The sequence below is a fragment of the Microbacterium sp. P5_E9 genome (genome assembly GCF_054049175.1).
In genome coordinates this window covers 265,315-284,249 of sequence record NZ_JBFUMV010000002.1, presented here as the reverse complement: position 1 = coordinate 284,249, position 18,935 = coordinate 265,315, and the positions used below count along the sequence as shown (strand labels likewise).

At 67.5% G+C, this 18,935-nt stretch carries 20 protein-coding genes; 7 read left to right on the top strand and 13 right to left on the bottom strand.

Going from position 1 to position 18,935, the window contains the following annotated elements; all coding sequences use genetic code 11:
- Positions 1-16: 16 nt before the first annotated feature.
- From ACXJ3V_RS04580 to ACXJ3V_RS04570, 3 genes are all read right to left on the bottom strand, one after another.
- Positions 17-1,147: a glycoside hydrolase family 99-like domain-containing protein gene (locus tag ACXJ3V_RS04580; RefSeq protein WP_457099077.1), complete on the bottom strand. Its 1,131-nt coding sequence runs from the start codon at positions 1,145-1,147 to the stop codon at positions 17-19.
- A gap of 57 nt (positions 1,148-1,204) precedes the next feature.
- Complete coding sequence (locus ACXJ3V_RS04575; protein ID WP_457099076.1) at positions 1,205-1,486, bottom strand: GlsB/YeaQ/YmgE family stress response membrane protein; 282 nt, start codon at positions 1,484-1,486, stop codon at positions 1,205-1,207.
- Positions 1,487-1,676: 190 nt separating this feature from the next.
- Positions 1,677-2,255 carry a TetR/AcrR family transcriptional regulator gene (locus tag ACXJ3V_RS04570; protein ID WP_457099075.1) on the bottom strand — a complete coding sequence of 193 codons (579 nt, stop codon included), beginning with the start codon at positions 2,253-2,255 and terminating at the stop codon, positions 1,677-1,679.
- Between the two features lie 60 nt (positions 2,256-2,315).
- On the opposite strand from ACXJ3V_RS04570, the gene ACXJ3V_RS04565 reads away from it, so the two are divergent.
- Positions 2,316-3,149: an alpha/beta fold hydrolase gene (locus tag ACXJ3V_RS04565; RefSeq protein WP_457099074.1), complete on the top strand. Its 834-nt coding sequence runs from the start codon at positions 2,316-2,318 to the stop codon at positions 3,147-3,149.
- Positions 3,150-3,216: 67 nt separating this feature from the next.
- On the opposite strand, the gene ACXJ3V_RS04560 is transcribed toward ACXJ3V_RS04565, so the two are convergent.
- Positions 3,217-4,038, bottom strand: coding sequence for an MIP/aquaporin family protein (locus ACXJ3V_RS04560; protein ID WP_457099073.1), 822 nt, complete (start codon positions 4,036-4,038; stop codon positions 3,217-3,219).
- Positions 4,039-4,215: 177 nt separating this feature from the next.
- Between ACXJ3V_RS04560 and ACXJ3V_RS04555 the strand changes: the two genes are divergently transcribed.
- On the top strand, positions 4,216-4,953 hold the full coding sequence (locus ACXJ3V_RS04555; RefSeq protein ID WP_457099072.1) for a hypothetical protein: 738 nt from the start codon (positions 4,216-4,218) through the stop codon (positions 4,951-4,953).
- A gap of 26 nt (positions 4,954-4,979) precedes the next feature.
- Here ACXJ3V_RS04555 and ACXJ3V_RS04550 read toward each other — a convergent pair whose 3' ends face one another.
- Genes ACXJ3V_RS04550 through ACXJ3V_RS04540 form a run of 3 tightly spaced genes read right to left on the bottom strand, consistent with a single transcriptional unit; the run spans position 4,980 to position 7,903 of the window.
- The gene (locus ACXJ3V_RS04550) at positions 4,980-5,486 is read right to left on the bottom strand and encodes a hypothetical protein (RefSeq protein WP_457099071.1); all 507 of its coding nucleotides are present in this window, start codon (positions 5,484-5,486) and stop codon (positions 4,980-4,982) included.
- 1 nt (position 5,487) lies between these two features.
- Positions 5,488-6,162, bottom strand: a complete 675-nt coding sequence (locus ACXJ3V_RS04545) for an SDR family NAD(P)-dependent oxidoreductase (RefSeq protein WP_457099070.1) — start codon at positions 6,160-6,162, stop codon at positions 5,488-5,490.
- Positions 6,163-6,181: 19 nt separating this feature from the next.
- The gene (locus ACXJ3V_RS04540) at positions 6,182-7,903 is read right to left on the bottom strand and encodes an IlvD/Edd family dehydratase (RefSeq protein ID WP_457099069.1); all 1,722 of its coding nucleotides are present in this window, start codon (positions 7,901-7,903) and stop codon (positions 6,182-6,184) included.
- 86 nt (positions 7,904-7,989) lie between these two features.
- Here ACXJ3V_RS04540 and ACXJ3V_RS04535 point away from each other — a divergent pair, with 86 nt between their 5' ends.
- The 4 genes from ACXJ3V_RS04535 to ACXJ3V_RS04520 are packed head-to-tail and all read left to right on the top strand — an operon-like array spanning position 7,990 to position 11,626.
- Entirely contained in the window at positions 7,990-8,904 is a 915-nt protein-coding gene (locus ACXJ3V_RS04535) for an SMP-30/gluconolactonase/LRE family protein (RefSeq protein WP_457099068.1), read from the top strand.
- Positions 8,901-9,773 (top strand): fumarylacetoacetate hydrolase family protein, encoded by an 873-nt coding sequence (locus ACXJ3V_RS04530; RefSeq protein ID WP_457099067.1) that lies wholly within the window; start codon positions 8,901-8,903, stop codon positions 9,771-9,773. Before ACXJ3V_RS04535 ends, ACXJ3V_RS04530 begins: the two co-directional genes overlap by 4 nt.
- Complete coding sequence (locus ACXJ3V_RS04525) at positions 9,773-10,801, top strand: zinc-dependent alcohol dehydrogenase (protein WP_457099066.1); 1,029 nt, start codon at positions 9,773-9,775, stop codon at positions 10,799-10,801. Before ACXJ3V_RS04530 ends, ACXJ3V_RS04525 begins: the two co-directional genes overlap by 1 nt.
- Positions 10,802-10,819: 18 nt before the next feature.
- Positions 10,820-11,626 carry an IclR family transcriptional regulator gene (locus tag ACXJ3V_RS04520; protein ID WP_457099065.1) on the top strand — a complete coding sequence of 269 codons (807 nt, stop codon included), beginning with the start codon at positions 10,820-10,822 and terminating at the stop codon, positions 11,624-11,626.
- A gap of 9 nt (positions 11,627-11,635) precedes the next feature.
- On the opposite strand, the gene ACXJ3V_RS04515 is transcribed toward ACXJ3V_RS04520, so the two are convergent.
- Together ACXJ3V_RS04515 and ACXJ3V_RS04510 are read right to left on the bottom strand one after the other, a co-directional pair.
- On the bottom strand, positions 11,636-11,962 hold the full coding sequence (locus ACXJ3V_RS04515; RefSeq protein WP_457099064.1) for a hypothetical protein: 327 nt from the start codon (positions 11,960-11,962) through the stop codon (positions 11,636-11,638).
- Between the two features lie 11 nt (positions 11,963-11,973).
- On the bottom strand, positions 11,974-12,144 hold the full coding sequence (locus tag ACXJ3V_RS04510) for a hypothetical protein (protein WP_457099063.1): 171 nt from the start codon (positions 12,142-12,144) through the stop codon (positions 11,974-11,976).
- A 386-nt stretch (positions 12,145-12,530) separates the two neighbouring features.
- Here ACXJ3V_RS04510 and ACXJ3V_RS04505 point away from each other — a divergent pair, with 386 nt between their 5' ends.
- Entirely contained in the window at positions 12,531-14,003 is a 1,473-nt protein-coding gene (locus tag ACXJ3V_RS04505; RefSeq protein ID WP_457099062.1) for an LPXTG cell wall anchor domain-containing protein, read from the top strand.
- Positions 14,004-14,075: 72 nt separating this feature from the next.
- Here ACXJ3V_RS04505 and ACXJ3V_RS04500 read toward each other — a convergent pair whose 3' ends face one another.
- The 4 genes from ACXJ3V_RS04500 to ACXJ3V_RS04485 all read right to left on the bottom strand — a co-directional run bounded on the left by ACXJ3V_RS04500 (position 14,076) and on the right by ACXJ3V_RS04485 (position 18,916).
- Complete coding sequence (locus ACXJ3V_RS04500) at positions 14,076-14,795, bottom strand: copper homeostasis protein CutC (protein ID WP_457099420.1); 720 nt, start codon at positions 14,793-14,795, stop codon at positions 14,076-14,078.
- 2 nt (positions 14,796-14,797) lie between these two features.
- Entirely contained in the window at positions 14,798-16,723 is a 1,926-nt protein-coding gene (gene nagE / locus ACXJ3V_RS04495; protein ID WP_457099061.1) for an N-acetylglucosamine-specific PTS transporter subunit IIBC, read from the bottom strand.
- Positions 16,724-16,769: 46 nt separating this feature from the next.
- Complete coding sequence (locus ACXJ3V_RS04490; protein ID WP_457099060.1) at positions 16,770-17,549, bottom strand: glucosamine-6-phosphate deaminase; 780 nt, start codon at positions 17,547-17,549, stop codon at positions 16,770-16,772.
- Positions 17,550-17,668: 119 nt separating this feature from the next.
- A complete protein-coding gene (locus ACXJ3V_RS04485) occupies positions 17,669-18,916 on the bottom strand; it encodes an alpha/beta fold hydrolase (protein ID WP_457099059.1) in 1,248 nt (415 codons plus the stop codon).
- Between the last annotated feature and the right edge of the window lie 19 nt (positions 18,917-18,935).

Here is an 18,935-nt window from a genome sequence, read left to right as displayed (position 1 = left end):
ACCTCAGCGGTTGCGGTCAGGGAGCGGTGTCGGCGCTCGTTCGGTCCGAAACGGCCCGGGCCAGCGCTCTGAGGTGGGCGTCGCCGGTGCGGGAGTCGGGTTCGAGGTAGCTGCCTTCGGTCCATTCGTTCCACGCGTTGATGATCACGACCTGAGTGCCTGCGCTGTCGGCCGCGAAAACCAAGGCCTCGGTCACCGATGCGCCGAACGACTCCGGAGTGTTGCCTACGACGACCGGGTAGTACGGCCACTCCGAGACGACCAGCGTGTCGTCCTGATCAACCCGGGTCGTGGAATCCCAGCCCATGGCGACGGTGGGAACGAAGTCGATGGCGTGCGTCTCCCGCAGCGAGTGCCACTCCTGCTGGGCGGCGGAACGCCACTCCTCGTATTCGAAGGTGAGCTGACCGGCGGGCAGGCTGGCCCACTGATCGGAGGGCCACCCGTAGGTGCCGACCGAGTCGAAACCCAGCGCGGCGATCGCCTGGGGATCGAAGGCCTCGTATGCCCCGAGAACGTTCAGGTGAAGCTCGCCGCAGCCGGCGGCACGAGCTCGTGCCCGGAAATCGGCAAGGAGGGCACGGGTGCGGTCGGCTCCCCCGAGCCCGGTCACCAGCTCCTCAAGGAGGAAGACGGTGAACCATGCTTTTCCGTCAACGCGCCAGTATGCGGGGTGGGCGAAGTATCGCTGGATGACAGCATCCGTCATCCGAAGGAATTCGGCTTCGTCGACAGCGCCCTTGAACCACAGTTCGGGGTCTTCGCCCACGTTGCCCGGGAACACCCCGCGCCAATCGTGGTTGGCCCACATCAGGGCGAACTTGATCCCCGGATCGGGCAGGCTGAGGAAGGTCTCGTCAAGGGGCCGATTGAGGAAATCCGCGCCGTCGTACCAGTACCAGTCCCACAGGAACGCGTCGATGCCGGAGCCTGCGGCCAGATCGCAGCTGCGCTGCATGTTCTCCGGCACGGTCTCATCGAGGTACCCGAGCGTCGGGATCTGAGGCTGATAGTGACCCTCGAACCGCGGTCGCCCCGCCTTTATCAGATCCCACTCGGTGAAGCCCTCACCCAGCCATGGCGCTCGACGCGGCTCGTCGTGCCAGCTCGGGAAGTAGATCGCAGCGACTTCAACGTCATGGGACACGGGGCTGCTCCTCGGGCGATGCGCGTGCCCGAGGAGCTTCCCCGGCCGAGGGTCAGATTAGCGCGTACCCGTCACGCGGCGGCGTGCGAAGAAGACGTACAGACCCAGCACGATAATGGCGCCGATGATCGAGCCGATGATGCCGGAGGGCTGCAGGAAGCCGCCGTTCGGGTCGCTCCCGAAGATCAGGAACCCGAGGAAGCCTCCGACGAACGAGCCGACGATTCCGAGCACGATCGTCAGCAGGATGCCGATGCTCTGCTTGCCGGGAATGACCGCTCGGGCGATCAACCCCGCGATGAGGCCGATGACGATGAGGCCGATGATGGTCCAGAGCATGATGTTCTCCTTCGAGTGGCGAGCGCCGTCGGGAATGCGGCGCTCAGGTCGGCGACCAGGCTATGACCCATGGTCCAGACGCGACGGGCCCTTCACATCGAGAACGCAGCGCGGTAGCATGCCGCACTCCTGCGGAACGGGCATGCGCTGCTGCGCTGTGAGTGAGCACATCCGTCATGCTGCAGTCGCGTCACTGCAGCAGCGGGAGGAGCAGTTCGCTCAGCGCGATCTCGGTCTCGGCGGGGTCGAGGCCGCCGTCGAATCGCAGGATGCGCCACGTGTTGGCATCGCAGATCGCGACGATCTGCGCGCGCCTCCTGGTGCCCTCTGCTTCCGGCAGTGACGGATCGAGCGTGAACGCGCGGCGGCACCAGTCCACGTGGAATGCGCGCCCGCGAGCGGTGATCTCGGGCAGGCCGGGCACGAGTGGGGCCTCGGAGTAGGTCTTGAGGATCAGCACCCCGTACCGCTCGTAGTGCAGCACGAGGTTGTGGATCGTGTCGACTGCGGACGCGTCTGCCGCGGCTTCGCGGGCCGCGACGATCCGAGCCAGTTCGCGTTCGACTGTCGCGTTCATGAGCGCGGGCTTGCTGCCGAATCGACGGATGACGGTCTGCCCGGTCACGCCGGCATCGGCGGCGATGTCCTCGATGCGAATGTGCTCGTACGGAGTTGATATCAGCCGCGCCAGCATGGCATCGACGATCCGCTCCGCAGTGAGCTCGGCATCCTTCGCCCGCGCTGTCATCCGGTACGGCCGCGTATTCATGTTAGTTACGCTAACAGCTAATTCCGCCGGTATTGATGTTAGTTCCGCTAACTTCAAAGCATGAACACCTACACCGAACACACCGAGCGGATCGAAACCCGCCTCGGAACCCTCAATGCCCGCGTCACCGGCACCGGGCGCCTCACGATCCTCTGGTCGTCGATGTTCGTCGACAGTCACACCTGGGATCGGATCCTCCCTCTCCTCATCGACGGGAGCGCGATCCGGCGGCGATTCGTGCTCATCGACCCACCCGGCTTGGGGCTGAGCGACGCGCTGGTCCGACGATCCACGATTTCGGAAGCCGCGGATGCCGCGCGCGACGCACTCGTGTCGCTCGGCGCCGATGAACCCGTCGACTGGCTCGGCAACGCCTTCGGCGGCCATGTCGGTCTCAACCTGGCGACGGATCCCAACACGCTGCGAAGCCTCGTCGCGATCAGCTCGCCGACCGAGCCGATCGCCCCCGCCCTGCGTCGCAAGATCGGTCTGCTGCACCCGATGCTCTCGATGGCCGGCCCGGTCGGCCCGGTGCGGGATGCGATCGTCGAGGCGATGCTGACCGACGAGTCCGCGGCAACAACCTCCACCCTCCAGGTCGTGCTGGACAGCCTGGCGCGTCCCACGAAGGCGAGCATGAGCCTTGCCCTGCGTTCCTTCATCATCGACCGCACCGACGTGACCGACCGGCTCGCCGACATCCGCGTCCCGAGTCTCTTCATCGCCTCCGACGACCGCGGTGACTGGAGCCCCGCCGATGCGCAGCGCGCGGCATCCCTCGCACCAGGCGCCCAGGTCATGACCGTCACAGGAGCACGCACCCTGGTCCCGCTCGAGCAGCCCGGGCAGCTCGCCGCGGAGATCATCGCCTTCTGGGATCAGCTCACCGACTGAACAGGACTCCCGTGCTGCGCGCCCGGGTGCGATCCCACCGGACCGCGCCCGGGCGCTCTGAGTGATGTCAGGCCTGGTCGGGCCGCTCGACCTCGGTTCTCAGATCGCCTTGTGCCGCACCCGATCCGCTGCGGCCGCCACCTGCGCCTCGCAGCACGAACGCCACCCCGACGGCGAGGACCGCCCCGAGGATGGGACCCACGATGTAGACCCAGTACCCGGTGAAGTCCCCCGCGACCAGATCCGGTCCGAACGTGCGAGCCGGGTTCATCGAGGCTCCCGAGATCGGGCTGCCCCACAACCCGGCGAGGGCGATGTACGCGCCGACACCGAAGGCGCCGACGATGCCGATGTTCTGCGCGCCCGAAGCTGTGCCGAGGATGACGCTCACCAGCCCGAATGTCAGCACCGCCTCCATCGTGAGGGCGGACCAGTCCGACCAGCCGTCGGCCGGGTAGTTGGACCCGAACGACGAGGACACCCCGATGACCAGCGTCAGGAACCACGCCGCGAGAGCGGCGCCGGCGAGCTGCACGACGATGTAGCCCGGCACGCGTCGCCATGGGAAATCTCCGCGCAGAGAGAAGGCGAGCGTTACGGCGGGGTTGAGATGTGCGCCGGAGACCTTTCCCATGAAAAGAATGATGGCCATCACCATCAGCCCGGGCGCGACCACGGCAGCACCTCGGTCGATGGTGTCAGGAAAGGCCTCGCCCATCATCCCGCCGCCGGCCGCGACCAGGACCAGGAAGAACGTCCCGAGAAACTCCGAAACGAGGCGACGCCACTCCTGCTTCCCATCTTGGAAGTCGGATATCGGCTGGATCACCTCGGCTTCGAACCACCGATCGAAGCGACCCTTTTCCGTTGCACTCGAATCCTGCGCCATCGTCAACTCCGTTGCTTGGGAACGACTTGAACGGCGCCCGGGACTCAAGTCGGCGAGTACTCGACGTCGGCATTCGCGAGCATAGGGGTGTCGTTCCGCACCCCACAAGAGATCGTCTGGTGCCGACTATCGTTGTGACTCGTGACTGACGGGCCGGCAACCAGATACGCGCGCTCGGTGAGCGCTTGGACGCCGCTCGATTGGTGGAAGCTCGAAGCCAGAGCGCTCTACGGCGTCCCGGAACTGCGCAAAGCGATGGCGTACTTCGCACCCGCCCCGGCATATCGGGACCTGGCGAAGGACGTCGCCCCGCGATGGGGCATTCTGCTGACGGCCTCACACATCGCGAGCTTCACCTTTCCGATCCTCGCCGCACTCGTCGTCTTCGCCCCGGTCATCCGCGGCGGAGTCGCCCAGGTCGGATTGGGCGGTGCATTGGCGGGAATCGCGGCGCTGATCGCCGTGATCGGGTTCATCACCGACAGTCGTGACCCCCTCGGAGTCGATCCCCACATCGGGCGGCTCCTGGGGAACCTGCACCTGCTGCCGTCGAGCATCGGCTCGGTCCTCGCGATCATCGCGATCGCGCAGGACAACGCCGCCGGAGCGATCGGCGTCATCGGCTTCATCGCCGACGCCGTCGTCGGCGCCCTCCACTACTGGTTCTACCGCGGTCCCGCTGATTCCGGCACCGCCCGCTGGACGCGCAACATCACGCGGCTGCAGCTGGCGTTGGACGCCACGCCGCCGGATGAGCAGGCCCGCATCAACTCCGACATCCAGCAGGCGCTCGCGGTGCTCGGGGAACGAGGCATCCTCCCCGACGAGACGCTGGCGCCTGCGAGGGCCGTGGCGATCGGGCGGCTGGGGATGACCATGGCCCCGCGGGATGACCTGAAGCCGGCGAAACGCTAAACCGCGCGTCCCTGGGGCGCCCGCGGTCACGGCCCGACGTCGAACCAGAAGTCAGCGCGGTCGCCCCCGTCGCGTTCGAACGCGATCTGCCAGCATCCGGGCGCATCGAAGGAGAACCCGATTCCCCATTCGCTGCCCGGACGATGAAAAGTGCTGCCGCCGTGAGGATCGGGGCCCCAGGCGAGCGGCCGCTGCAATCCGTCCGGAGCGAGAACATGCACGTGGAGTGTGCCACTGCCGGTCATCCGCACCGCCATCTTCGTCGTGCTGCCGTCGCCGACGATCGCATCGGCGTCTGGACCGAACAGCAGGCCGTAGGCGGTGACGCCGGTCGAACCGGTGCCCTGGATCACCTGCCCGAGGGTGGGCGATGGAGGGTCGCAGTCCTGGCCGCCGAGAGTGCCGAGATTCGATTCCGTGACCGATGGCGCAGCCGCAGGCGCCGGCGGAGCGGTGCACGAAGTCAGCACGAGCGCCGCGCCGATGGCGAGGGATGCGCCCCAGCGGCGGGAAGAGGACGGCCGATCAGACATCTCAGTAAGTCGCGCGCCCGCCGCTGATGTCATAGACGGCGCCCGTCGAGAAGCTGCATTCGTCGGAGGTGAGCCACGCGACCAGCGCGGCGACCTCCGACGCCCTGCCGACCCGGCCCATCGGGATCAGCGATGTGATGTGCGCGAGCACATCAGGCGCCGTCGCCGCGTTCATCGGGGTGTCGATCACGGCCGGCGCTATCACGTTGACGAGCACGCCGGTCTTCGCCAGTTCCTTGCCGAGCGATTTGGTCAGTCCGATGACGGCGGCCTTCGAGGCCGAGTACGCACTGAGATTCGGATTGCCGTCTTTGCCCGCCATGCTCGCGATATTGACGATGCGCCCCCAGCCCCGCTCGACCATGCCCGGCACAACCGCCTGGATGACGCGGAAGGTGCCGTGCACGTTGACGTCGAAGGTGCGCGCCCAGGCCGCGGGGTCGGTCTCGATCAGGGGCTTGTTCGGTCCGACGATGCCGGCGCTGTTGATCAGGATGTCGACCGGGCCGACCGCGGCGACGGACGCGGCGATCGAGGCGGGATCGGTGACGTCCACTCGGTAGTCCGCTTCCGAGGACACATCGAAGGTGATGACATCGATGCCGTCGGTCCGCAGTCGCTCGGCGCAGGCGGCGCCGAGTCCGCTCTCGCCGCCGGTGATGATCGCGCGCCTCATGCGGGGCCTCTTAGGTGTGTCAGTGAGATTCACGGCTGACCTTGTCGCCGCTCGCGCCCACGAGGAAGTCGAGGTCGGCGCCGGTGTCGGCCTGCATGACGTGGTCGACGTAGAGCTTCGCCCAGCCGCGCACCGGCGCAGCGTACGCAGCCTCGCTTGCGGGGGTCTGGCTGCGGGACTGCAGCTCCCCGTCGGTCACGTCGAAGCTCAGGACGCGGTTCTCGACGTCGACGGTGACGATGTCGCCGGTGCGGATGAACGCGAGCGGTCCACCCGCGGCCGCCTCAGGCGCGACATGCAGGATGACGGTGCCATAGGCCGTGCCGCTCATCCTCGCGTCGCTGATGCGCACCATGTCACGCACGCCCTGCTCGAGGAGCTTCTGGGGCAGCGGCATGTTCCCGACCTCGGGCATCCCGGGGTAGCCGCGCGGACCGCACCCGCGCAGCACGAGCACCGAGTCTGCGGTGACGTCCAGATCCGGATCGTCGATGCGGGCGCGCATGTCCTCGACGCTGTCGAACACGACCGCGGGTCCGACGTGCTGCAGCAGCTCCGCGGTGGCCGCCGACGGCTTGATGATCGCTCCGCGCGGGGCGAGGTTGCCGCGCAGCACCGCGATCCCGGCATCCTCCATCAGTGGCGTATCGCGCGGGAAGATCACGGTGTCGTCGAACACGGGGTGATCGACGAGGTAGTCGACGAGCGGCTTGCCGGTCACCGTGATGGGCTCGGGGTGGAAGAGGTCCTTGACCTGCGTCAGCAGCGCGAGAAGGCCGCCGGCACGGTAGAGGTCGTCCATCAGGAACTTCCCGCTGGGCTGCAGGTTCGCAAGCACCGGCACTCCTGCGCCGGCCGCGTCGAAGTCCTCGAGCGTCAGATCGATCCCCAGCCGCCCGGCGATCGCCAGCAGGTGCACGACCGAGTTCGTCGATCCGCCGACGGCCGCGACCGCGATGATCGCGTTGAGGAAGGCGTCCTTGGTCATGATGTCGCTGGGCCTGCGGCCGACCGCGACCAGGTCGACGATGAGCCGACCGGTGTCATGCGACAGCGCGAGGAGACGTGCGTCCGCGGCGGGCGTGCCAGCGAAACCTGGGATGGTCATGCCGAGGGCTTCGGCCACGACGGCCATCGTCGACGCGGTGCCCATCGTGTTGCAGTGCCCCTTGCTGCGGATCATGGACTGCTCGGACTTCATGAACTGCTCGTTCGAGATCGTCCCTGCGCGGGCTTCCTCGCTGAGTCGCCAGACGTCCGTGCCGCAGCCGAGCGCCTGACCCCGAAAGTGGCCCGTCAGCATCGGCCCGCCAGGCACCACGATCGCCGGGATGTCGACGGATGCCGCGGCCATCAGCAGCGCCGGAATCGTCTTGTCGCAGCCACCGAGCAGCACGAGCCCGTCGATCGGGTTGGCGCGGAACATCTCCTCCATCGCCATCGCGGCCATGTTGCGCCACAGCATCGCGGTCGGCTTGACCTGCGTCTCGCCGAGCGAAACCACCGGCAGGTTGTACGGCACGCCGCCCGCGGCCCAGACGCCCTGCTTCACGCTCTCGGCGACCTCATTGAGGTGCATGTTGCACGGAGTGAGATCGGAGGCGGTGTTCGCGATCGCGATCTGCGGCTTCGTGGCGTCGAGCGCCTCGACGGGGTTTCCCCGGCGCATCCAGGCCCGATGGATGTAGGCGTTGCGGTCGTTTCCCTCGTACCAATCGGCACTGCGGAGATCGTTCACCATTGAACCTCGTTTTCCACCATATTGAACCTTCCGCTAACATTCTGAATCATGCCACAGGCGGCATCACGCACCAACGCACGGGAGCCATGACCACTTTCACCGCTGAACAGGCCACTGACGCCGAGTTCGACCTCGCCGAGGGGATCATCTGGGACGACCGGGCCAGTCTCGTCCGCTGGGTCGATATCTGGAAGGGCCGGGTGCTCTCGGGCAGCCTGCGTGAGGGACGGATCGTCGACGTCGCATCCGTCGAGCTCGGCCAGACCACCGGAGCGGTCGCCCTCGCCGAGGACGGCGGGCTCCTCGTTGCCGCCGCACGCGGGCTGGCGACCATCTCCCCCGACGGCGCGATCTCGTTCGGCCCCGATCTGCTCGGCGAGCGCCGCGAGGTGCGCTTCAACGACGGCTCGGTCGACCCGCAGGGCCGGTTCGTTGTGGGCACTCTCGCCCTCGGTGCAGCGACCGGCGAAGAGGTCCTGCTGCGCGTCTCGCCGGACGGCTCCGTCGAGACGCTGCGGACCGGCATCGGTCTCTCCAACGGCATCGGCTTCGCCCCGGATGGCGGCACGATCTACCACGTCGACACGCTCGCCAACACGGTTTCGAGCCACTCCTACGGCCCCGACGCGTTCGACGATGATGAGCCCTGGGTGCACGTGGTCACGGACTTCCCGCACTTTCCCGACGGCCTCACCGTCGGCACCGACGGCACGCTGTGGGTCGCGCTGTGGGGCGGGTCCAGCATCCGTCAACACTCCCTCACCGGCGAGCTGCTCGACGTCGTCTACGTGGATGCGACCCAGGCATCCTGCCCCGCCTTCATCGGCCCCGACCTCGCGACGCTCGGAATCACCACCGCGCAGGAGGGCCTGAAGGACTGGACGGATGCCTCGGGCGCACTGTTCCTCGCCGAGGTCGGCGCGACCGGACTGCCGGTGCCGCGCTGGGCGGGCAGCACCACCACTCCCTACTGGAACAACGACAAGGAAGCACTCGCATGAGACTCGTTCGCCTCGGAACCGCCGGCTCGGAAACCCCCGGAGTGCTCGTCGATGACGACACGTTCGTCGACCTGTCCGACGTCGTCTCGGACTTCGACGAGAAGTTCTTCGGTTCCGGCGCACTCGCCGGCCTTGCCGACGTCGTCGCCGAACGCGTCGCCGCCGGTCGCACGGAGCCCGTCGGCGACCGTCGGTTCGGCGCCCCGATCGCCCGCCCGCACCAGCTGCTGTGCATCGGACTGAACTACAGCGACCACGCCGCCGAGACTGGCCAGGCCGTCCCTGCTGAGCCGATTCTGTTCACGAAGTCGCCGAACACCCTGATCGGCCCGAACGACGATGTGCTCATCCCCCGCCGGTCGGTCAAGACCGACTGGGAGGTCGAGCTCGGCGTCGTGATCGGCAGCCACGCCTCCTACCTCGCCGACGAGGCAGAGGCCGCCGCCGCGATCGCCGGGTACGTCCTCGTCAACGACGTCAGCGAGCGCGAGTGGCAGACCGAACGAGGCGGCCAGTGGTCCAAGGGCAAGTCGGCGCCGACGTTCAACCCGGCCGGGCCGTGGCTCGTCACGCCCGACGAGATCGGCGACGTGCTCGCCCTGGACATGCGGCTCGACGTCGACGGCGTACGCCGCCAGACCGGTTCGACGTCGACGATGATCTTCAGCCCGGCCTTCATCGTCCACTACCTCAGCCAGTTCCTCGCGCTCGAGCCCGGCGACCTGATCAACACCGGCACCCCTCCCGGGGTCGGCATGGGCCAGAACCCGCCGACGTACCTGCACGGGGGCGAGACCATGACCCTCAGCATCACCCGCCTCGGCACTCAGACGCAGCACGTCATCGCGGATCCGACCGCAGCGGGCTGATGCGCGCCCTCGTCGTCACCGCACCCCGCCAGGCCGCGGTGCTCGAGGTGGCCGATCCCGTCGCCGCTCCGGGGCAGCTGCTGGTCGACGTCGAACGCGTGGGCATCTGCGGCACCGACATCGAGCTCTACACCGGTGCGATGGCCTACATCGAGCACGGCCACACGCACTTCCCGATCCGCCTCGGTCACGAATGGGCAGGGCGCGTCGTCGGCGTCGGCGATCCGGCAGACGAGCAGTGGATCGGCAAGCGCGTCACCGGCGACACGATGCTCGGGTGCGGCCGCTGCGAGTACTGCCTGGCGGGTACCCATCACGTGTGCCCGAACCGGTTCGAGGTCGGCATCCGGGACGGCTGGGCCGGAGCGCTGGCGGAGAAGGTGCTCATTCCGACCCGTTTCGCCTACGAAATCCCCGAGCATGTCAGCCTTGCGGCGGCCGCGCTGATCGAGCCGGGCGGAAACTCGCTGCGCGCCGTTCGGGCGGCGAACATCACGCCGGGACAGAAGGTGCTCGTCCTCGGATCGGGCACCATCGGCCTGCTCGCGGCGCAGTTCGCGCTCGCGGCCGGCGCGGAGGTGCATGTCGGCGGCGTGCGCGAGGGCTCGCTGGCCCTGGCCCGTTCGCTGGGGGTGCCGCACACCTGGCAGCTCGCTGCCCTCGTGGACACGGCATCCGATCAGTTCGACGCTGTCATCGAAGCCACCAGCAACGAGACGATGCCGGCCCTGTCGGTGCGGCTCGCGAAGCCTGCCGGGCGCATCGTCTACATCGGGCTCTCGTCCACCCCGAGTCTCGTCGACACGCGCGATGTCGCGCTGAAGGACATCACGGCGGTCGGCATCCTCTCCGCCTCCCCCGGCCTCGCCGGGGCCATCGAGCACTTCGCCGACGGATCCGTGATCCCCGACGCGATCGTCAGCGAAGTGGTCTCGCTCGAAGACGTGCCTGCGCGACTCGAGGGGCGTCGTGGCGCCGATGCGGGGCCTGGCCCCAAGGTGCATGTCGACCCGCGCCGGGGCGGCTAGTCCGAAAGGGATGCGACGATGACCGACCTGAATTCCCCAAGCGACGGCCGCCTTCTGCCGGAGGAGAAGCTGGTCGGGGCCGACCGCGTCATCGCCGTGCTCACCGAACTCGCCGACCACCCGCTCGGCGTCACCCTCGACGAGCTCGCCGGCATCCTTCGCAGCTCGAAGCCGACCGTCCACCGCGCCCTGGCAACGCTGCGTCGGGCAGGGCTCGCCGACATGACCGGGCGCGGGGTCTATATCCTCGGCGACGAATACCTGAGGCTCGCCTTCCGCAACCTCGACGGACGGCCCGAGAACGCCCGCATCCAGCCGCTGCTCGAGCAGCTCGCCGCCCAGTATGGCGAGACGATCCACTACGCCGTCCTCTCCGGCAAGGACATCGTCTACCGGGCCAAGATGGATCCCCCGCAGGGCGCCGTCCGCCTCACCTCAGTGGTCGGCGGTCGCAATCCGGCGCACCGGACAGCTGTCGGCAAGGCGCTTCTGAGTACTCGGCTTCTCGTTCTCGATCAGGTCATCGACTGGTTCGGTGAGTTTCCGCTGGACCAGAAGACGCCGAACACCCTGGTCACCGCCGAGGCACTTCTCGCAGAGTTCTCGAAGACCCGACTGCGCGGCTTCGGCATCGACAACCAGGAGAACGAGATCGGCGTCAACTGCGTCGCCATCCCGATCCACCTCGACGGCTCCGCCACCCCCTCCGGCGCCATCAGCGTCAGCGCCGTCACCTTCCGCTGCCCGCTGGAGCGCCTCGTCGACGCCGTTCCCGACATCCGCGAGACGATCGCACGGATGCTGGGGCCCCACGCGCTGGGATAGCCCTGGACGTCAGCTGTCCTCGCCGGGTCCCGATTCGACGATCTGTCGCATGACTTCGAGCGAGATCTCGTGGCGCTCCCCATCGATCCATTCCTGAACCGTGAACGGGACGTCCAGACCATCGAGGTAATCGGCGGTCTGCTCGAGCCGGGGCACGACCCGGATGTGGTCGTTGCCGAACAGGGTCGCGGCGTAGACCGGCTCCCCGCCGCGGATCGCGCGCCGCAACTCGCCCGTCGAGCGCCCCGTGATGCGGTGCAGCGACTTCAGCACTTCGCTGCCGAAGTCGGGGGTTCCGACGATCGTGAGTGAGAGGGCGTTCTCGGGCGCGGTCATGATCCATCACATCACGTGACGCAGCCATCGGAGTGCGCGCCGAACCGCATCGGGATGGATGCCACCGCCTTCGCGATACGCTCACGGTTTCTGATCCTGGTTCCCCAGGCCGCAGCCGCCCAGAACGAGGCAAACATCCAATCGGTCGCCGCGCCCACTTCTGCGGTCGACGAGATCGCCAAGGCGAAGACCCTCCTCGACTCCGGAGCGATCACGCGGGCCGAATCGCGCATAGCCGAATCCAGCCGATCTTCGCAAGCCCCTCGGACGCGCCTTGCGACCGACTTAGATTCAGGTCAGACCCGCAAGGATGCAGGTCGGGGGGAGAAAGCATGACGAGCACACTCGACGCCTGACGCGCTGGCGACGCACCTCGCTGTCGCTCGAGCCGCACCGCAGTCCCATCGCATGTCCGCGCCCAGAGTCGATCTGGCGCTGGCTGGCTCCGCTCGCCCGAGGCCTTCCGTCGTCGGCAGAGCGCCGACGACTCTCTCGGCGGATTCGACCGCCGAGGATCTGTCAAGCAGCCGGCCCGCAGAGGGCGCTGCAGCTCTGGGAGGGGTATCGAATGAACAGTTGGAAGCCGCTGGCGAGCGTGACGCTTGCCGCCGCGCTGATCCTCGCGCCGATGGCATCGATGGGTGCCTATGCTGACGAGGTCGCGCCGCCCGACGGGGTCGTAGAAGTCAACGAGGCGGCCGAGGCCGTCGTCGATGAAGCCGCGCCACCGCAGGAAACGGTCACCGCTCCGGCGGAGAACCCGGGAACGACAGAGGCCGCGCCTGACGTCGCAGCTCCCGTCGAGGAAGCACCGGCTGGAGAGCCGGTCGCCGCGGCTGTCGCCGAACCGCTCGCAACTGCGCCGGTCGCCGCACAGGCCGACCCGCAGCCCGACGAGAAGTGGGTCTTCGTCTGCAAATACGTCGGCAAGCCCGGCGTCGATGAGCGCCTGCAGACGGGCAACAATCCCATCTCCGTCAGTGTCAACTCGATCAAGAATTGGGACGGGATGACGATCCCCTCGCCGCTGTTCGCGGACGCGCAGGGTCGTTCCGCGGTGATCGCCTGGGACCCGGACAAGGGTGAGGGCCAGAACAACGAGCCCTCGGTCAACGATTGTCCGCCCGCAGATGGTCCGGATGAGGTCACGCCGCTGTGGAGCTACACTCCCCCGACGTGCGACGCGGACGGCACGCTGACGTTCACCGACGTCGTCGGTGTGAGCTGGACCGCGGTGTCCAATGGCAACGGCACCACGACCTACACCGCCGTGGCTGCCGAGGGCTACGTGCTCTCCGCACCGGTATCGTTCACCGCGCTCGATGGCCTGGACCAGCTGACCGGGGAGCAGTGCGGGCCGGACGTCTACCCGGTGCCGGCACTGTTCAACGCTGAACCCGATGAGCCGACATGCGCGTCTCCGGGCACGTTCGCCACCGGATTCCTCGGTGAACCCACCGAGGTCTTCGGCGACGTCGCGCTGTACGAGTTCGAGAACGTCTTCGTGACCGTCGACCGTTCGGTGGACGGCGAGGTCACGCTCACCGTCGAGGCGATGCCCGGCTTCACGCTGGACGGCCTGGAGGAGCCGAAGTGGGACGTGAACGGGGACGCGACATCCGCGACACGAACGATCGTGCTGGGTGACCAGCGCAGTGGACCCGAGGCATGCCCGCTGGTGGTCGTCCCCGCTCCGGCAGCTCCGACGTTCGTCGATGTCTGCGGCACGGTGAATGACGAATACACCGTTCCGGCAGACACGGCGACGGTGCGCTACGAGGTCGCCGAGGACGGCGACACCGTGACCATCACGGCTGTGCTCGTCTCCGAGGCCGACGAGTTCCCCGCCGGTGCCGTGACGGAGTGGACGTTCACATTCACGGATGACGCCTGCCCCGCGCCGGCTGGAGGGTCGACACCGCCATCCGCGATGCTGCCGGCCACCGGTGGCGGCGACATGATGCCGTGGGGCATCGCGGCCGCGGTGATGCTGCTCGCCGGCGCAACCTTGGTCGCTTCGCGGCGCCTCGCGCAGCACTAGTCCGACAGTTGAGCGGCCCCGCCTCGATCCCCGGATGGAGGCGGGGCTGCGGTCGTTCTGGCGGCGAAGCGCTCAGCGCCTCGCCTCCCGCACCGCCTCCGCTACGAGCTCCGCGCTCGTGACGTCATGCCCGCTCGCACCGCCGCCGGGGCCCGAGGGAGCGTCGGCGCCCGAGCGCTGACGCGCAGAGAGGTGCACTGCGTCGACACCCGCCGCGAAGAGTGCGGGAATGTCTGCCGCTGTCACACCTCCGCCTGCCATCACTTCGATACGGCCGGCGGATGCCGCGGCGAACTCCGACAGCAGCGCGATGCCGTCGATGCTGCGCGCAGCGCCCCCCGAGGTGAGGACGCGATCTGCTCCCTCTGCGATCAGAGAATCGAACACCGCTCGCGGATCGGCGCTCGCGTCGATCGCACGATGGAACACGACCGTCGCAGTGCCCGCGGCATCCCTCCAGCGGCGCATCGCGTCGAGATCGAGCAGACCGTCTCGGGTGAGCGCACCGACCACGACGCCTCCGGCTCCCCGCTCCACGCACGCCCGGATATCGGCCTCGACGACGGCAACCTCCTCCGCGGAATACACGAAACCACCCGCGCGCGGACGCACGAGGACGTTCACGAGGAGCGGGTCGACCGCGGCGAGCACCGACTCCAGGATGCCCAGCGATGGAGTGAGACCGCCGGTCTCCAGCGCCTGGCACAGCTCGAGCCTGGCGGCCCCGGCGTCGAGCGCAGCACGCGCCCCTGCGGCGTCCTGAACCGCGATCTCGACGGCGGGGCCGACCATGGTCACCCCGAGAATTCGATCTGCGCGTCCGCGTTGTTGAGCACGATCACCGGTGTGATCGCCGGATGCCCAGCTGCTGCGATCTTCTGAAGGTCGAACTCCAGCAGCGGAGTGCCCGCTGTCACCCGGGCGTCCTTCGCGACAAGCGTCCGGAATCCATCGCCCTTCATCTGGACGGTGTCGATCCCGACGTGGATGAGCAGCTCAGTCCCGTCGTCGAGTACCAGCGCGATGGCGTGGCTCGTTTCGAACGTGGCGCCCACGGTGCCGTCGGCGGGCGCGATGACGGTGTTCCCGGTGGGTTCGATCGCGAGGCCCGGGCCCATCATCTCCTCTGCGAACGTCGGGTCGGGAACGGCGCTCAGCGGCACGACCGCGCCCTGGACCGGCTGACGGAGCTTGAGCGTGGTCCGAGTCATCGTTGCCGTGGCCGTTTCCGTGGCCTGTGCGCGCTCTGGTTCGATGGTGTCCACGACGACCTCGCCAGACATCACGCGCTCCATCGCATCCTTGACGAACTGCACGTTCGTGCCGTAGACCACCTGCACCGAGTGCCCGCCCGTTTTCATCGTGCCCGCGGCGCCTGCGCGCTTGAGTGCGACGTCGTCGACCTGCGACACATCCGCGATCTCCATGCGCAGCCGTGTTGCGCAATTCTCGAGGTCTGTGATGTTCGCCTTGCCTCCGAGCGCATCGATGAAGCGCACGGCGGTCATGTTGTAGGCATCGTCCTTCGAGTGGGTGTCGAACTCCGTGCCCTCGCCGAGGATGTCGTCGTCCTCGCGACCAGGGGTCTTGAGGTTGAACCGCTTGATGAAGAAGTAGAACACCCCGAAGTAGACGAAGAACCAGAAGACGCCCATGATCGGGATGATCCAGGGGTTCTGCGCCATCGGATTCTGCCAGTTGAGGACGAGGTCGACGAAGCCGGCCGAGAATCCGAAGCCCATCCGCACCGGAAGTATCTGGCTGATCGCCATCGAGATGCCCGTGAACAGCGCATGCACGACGTACAGCACCGGTGCGAGGAACATGAACGCGAATTCGAGCGGTTCGGTCACACCGACGAAGAACGACGAGATCGCGCCGGCGAAGAGGATGCCGTACGCCAGCTTCTTCCGCGTGGTCTTCGCGGTGAGATACATGGCAAGCGCGGCACCGGGGAGACCGAACATCATGATCGGGAAGAACCCCGTCATGTACTGGCCTGTGACGCCGTAGGTGCCTTCGCCCGACAGGAAGTTGTTGAGGTCGTTGATGCCTGCGACGTCGAACCAGAACACCGAGTTGAGCGCATGGTGCAGACCCACGGGGATCAGCAGCCGGTTCAGGAAGCCGTAGATACCTGTGCCGAAGGGGCCGAGCGTGACGATGAACTCACCGAAAGCGACCAGTCCGCCGTACACCCACGGCCATACGAAGTAGAGCCCGATGGCGACGACGAGTGAGATGCCGGCGGTGACGATCGCCACAGACCGCTTGCCGGAGAAGAAGGACAGCGCATCCGGCAGCTTCGTGTCTTTGAAGCGGTTGTAGCAGAAGGCGCCGATCAGACCGCAGATGATGCCGATGAAGACGTTCTGCACCTTCAGGAAGGCCGGGTCGACCTCGTTGACATCAGCGACTCCGGTGTACAGCGCGACAGTCTCGGGCTTGAGCAGCGTCGTGATCACAAGCCACGACACGAGGCCCGCCAAGGCTGACGTGCCATCGGACTTTTTCGCCATGCCGATCGCGATACCGACCGCGAACAGCAGCGCCATGTTGTCGAGCAGCGCTCCGCCGGCGGCGCCGAGGAACGCCGAGAAGATGTTGGGACTCGCGCCGCCGTCGCTGATCCACCAGCTGATGCCGGACAGGATCGCTGCGACCGGAAGCACGGCGACCGGAAGCATGATCGACCGGCCGAGATTTTGAAGGAACTTCATGCTCTTCTCCTCGTTGAAAAGTGGGGCGTGATGGAAAAGTGGGGCGTCAAAGCCCCTGCCACTCCGGCTTGTTGTCGTACGCGTATCGGTAGTAGTCCAGATGCTCGAGCTTCGACGCCGCGGCCTCGTCGATGACAACGGTCACGTGGGGATGCAGCTGGATCGCCGAACCGGGAAGCGATGAGGTGACTGGACCCTCTACAGCGCCGGCGACGGCATCCGCCTTCCCCTCCCCGAATGCGAGCAGCACCAGGTGGCGGGCGCGCAGGATCGTTCCGAGTCCCTGCGTGACGCAGTGCATCGGGACCTGGTCGATCGAATCGAAGAAGCGCGCGTTGTCGCTGCGGGTCTGGGCAGTCAGCGTCTTCACGCGGGTCTGCGACGCGAAGGAGGAGCCCGGCTCGTTGAATCCGATGTGTCCGCCGGTGCCGATGCCGAGAATCTGCAGCTCGACCCCGCCCGCGGCGAGGATCGCGGCTTCGTAGTCATCGCCCGCGTGCTCGATGCCCTCGGGGGCGCCGTTCGGGGTGTGGATGAGCTCTGGGGTGAGGCCGAGCGGCTCCACCACCTCGCGCATGATGACGTTGCGGTAGGACTCCGGATGCCGCGGGTCGAGCCCGACGTACTCGTCCAGCGCGAATCCCCGCACACGGGAGACGTCCACTCCTTGCAGGCGCGAAGGCAGCGCCTCGTATACGGGGGTGGGAGTCGAACCCGTCGCGAGTCCGAGCACGACGTCGGGCTGCCGGCGGATCAGAGCCGCGATTTCGTCGGCGATCAGCGCGCCGGCGGTCGCCTTCGAGTCAACGACAACGATTTCAGCCACCGAGCACCTCGACTCTGCGGCGTCCGTCACACCGCGATCGGGGCCCACGATAGCGCTTCATCGCTCGCGCGCACCAGTAGCCTGATCGCCGAAAGCACGTAAATGCCGATTACGGCATGTCAGCGCAGGCGACGGCCCCGTGCGAGGTCGACCAGTCGCGACAGCACGTCGCCCGCTCGAAGGCCGTTGTGCTCGTGCTCGCTGGTGATCCACGGTCTGACTCCGGGCAGGAGGGCCGAGGTCTCGATGGCGAACTCGAACGGCACGTAGACGTCGTTGACGTAGATGGCGGTCGCGCCGCGCGCTCCGGATGCCGCGATCGCCGCGGCATCGTAGAGCCGTGGCCACTCGTGGTCGGCCAGCGCCAGCGTGACACTCCGCCAGGGCTGCAGGCCCGGCACAGTGTCGAGCCACTCTCGACGCGCGTGCTCTCCGGTCAGCAGGGTCGGGTCGGAGCGGAAGTCCGCGGGCTCGACCCGATCCGCCGACCACCGCGTCGCGTGGCCGTCGGCATAGCTCGACTCGTGGAACACGTAGTACAGCGGGTTGCGGACACTGAACGGAAGCGCTTTGCCGAGGTCATGACGGAACGCGTTAGTCGCGGGGTCGGCGTCGAGCAGCGACCAGAGGGTCTGCCAGCCGTCGTTGGACCCGAGGAGCATCCCCAGCGAGCGCAGCCGCGTCACCGAGACGACCTCGCGGTCCTCGAGCACGATGCGTCCGGCATCCGCCCGATCGACGAGGCGCCGCATCGCATCTCGATGGCCGGGAAAGCGGCGGTAATACCGCTCCGACTCCACGCGCATCTTGTCGTACGTGAGCGAGTAGACGTCGTCCGGATGCCGCCCGATCGCACTGAGCCCACCGGTGATGTAGACATCCGAGAGGGACGCGGCATCCGTCGACAGATAAGCGAGCGTCGTGAAGCCGCCGAAGGATTGCCCGAGCACACTCCAGGTGTCGACGCCGAGATGCGCGCGCACGGCCTCGCAGTCGCGCACGATCGAGTCCGCGCGAAGGTGCGTGATGTACTCGGCGAGCTCGTCGGCACCGCGCTCGAGGTCGGAGTCGCCGATCGGGGTTGATCGGCCAGTTCCGCGCTGGTCGAGCATCACTACGCGGTACTCCTCGAGCGCCGCGTCGAGCCACGCCGGCTGCGTCGGCGAATGGAACGGCTGCGGCGCCTCGCTGCCCGGTCCGCCCTGGAGGAAGACGAGGTATGGGAGCGCCTCGCCACCGGAGCGCGTCGCGACGGCCGCGTGGATGTCGATCGTGCGCCTGTCGGCTGGGTTCGACCAGACGAGGGGAACCGTGAGGGTGTGGTGGTCGATCGTGAGGTCCAGGAGGGAGCGGCGCGTCGAAGGCATGTGACGACCCTATTCGCCG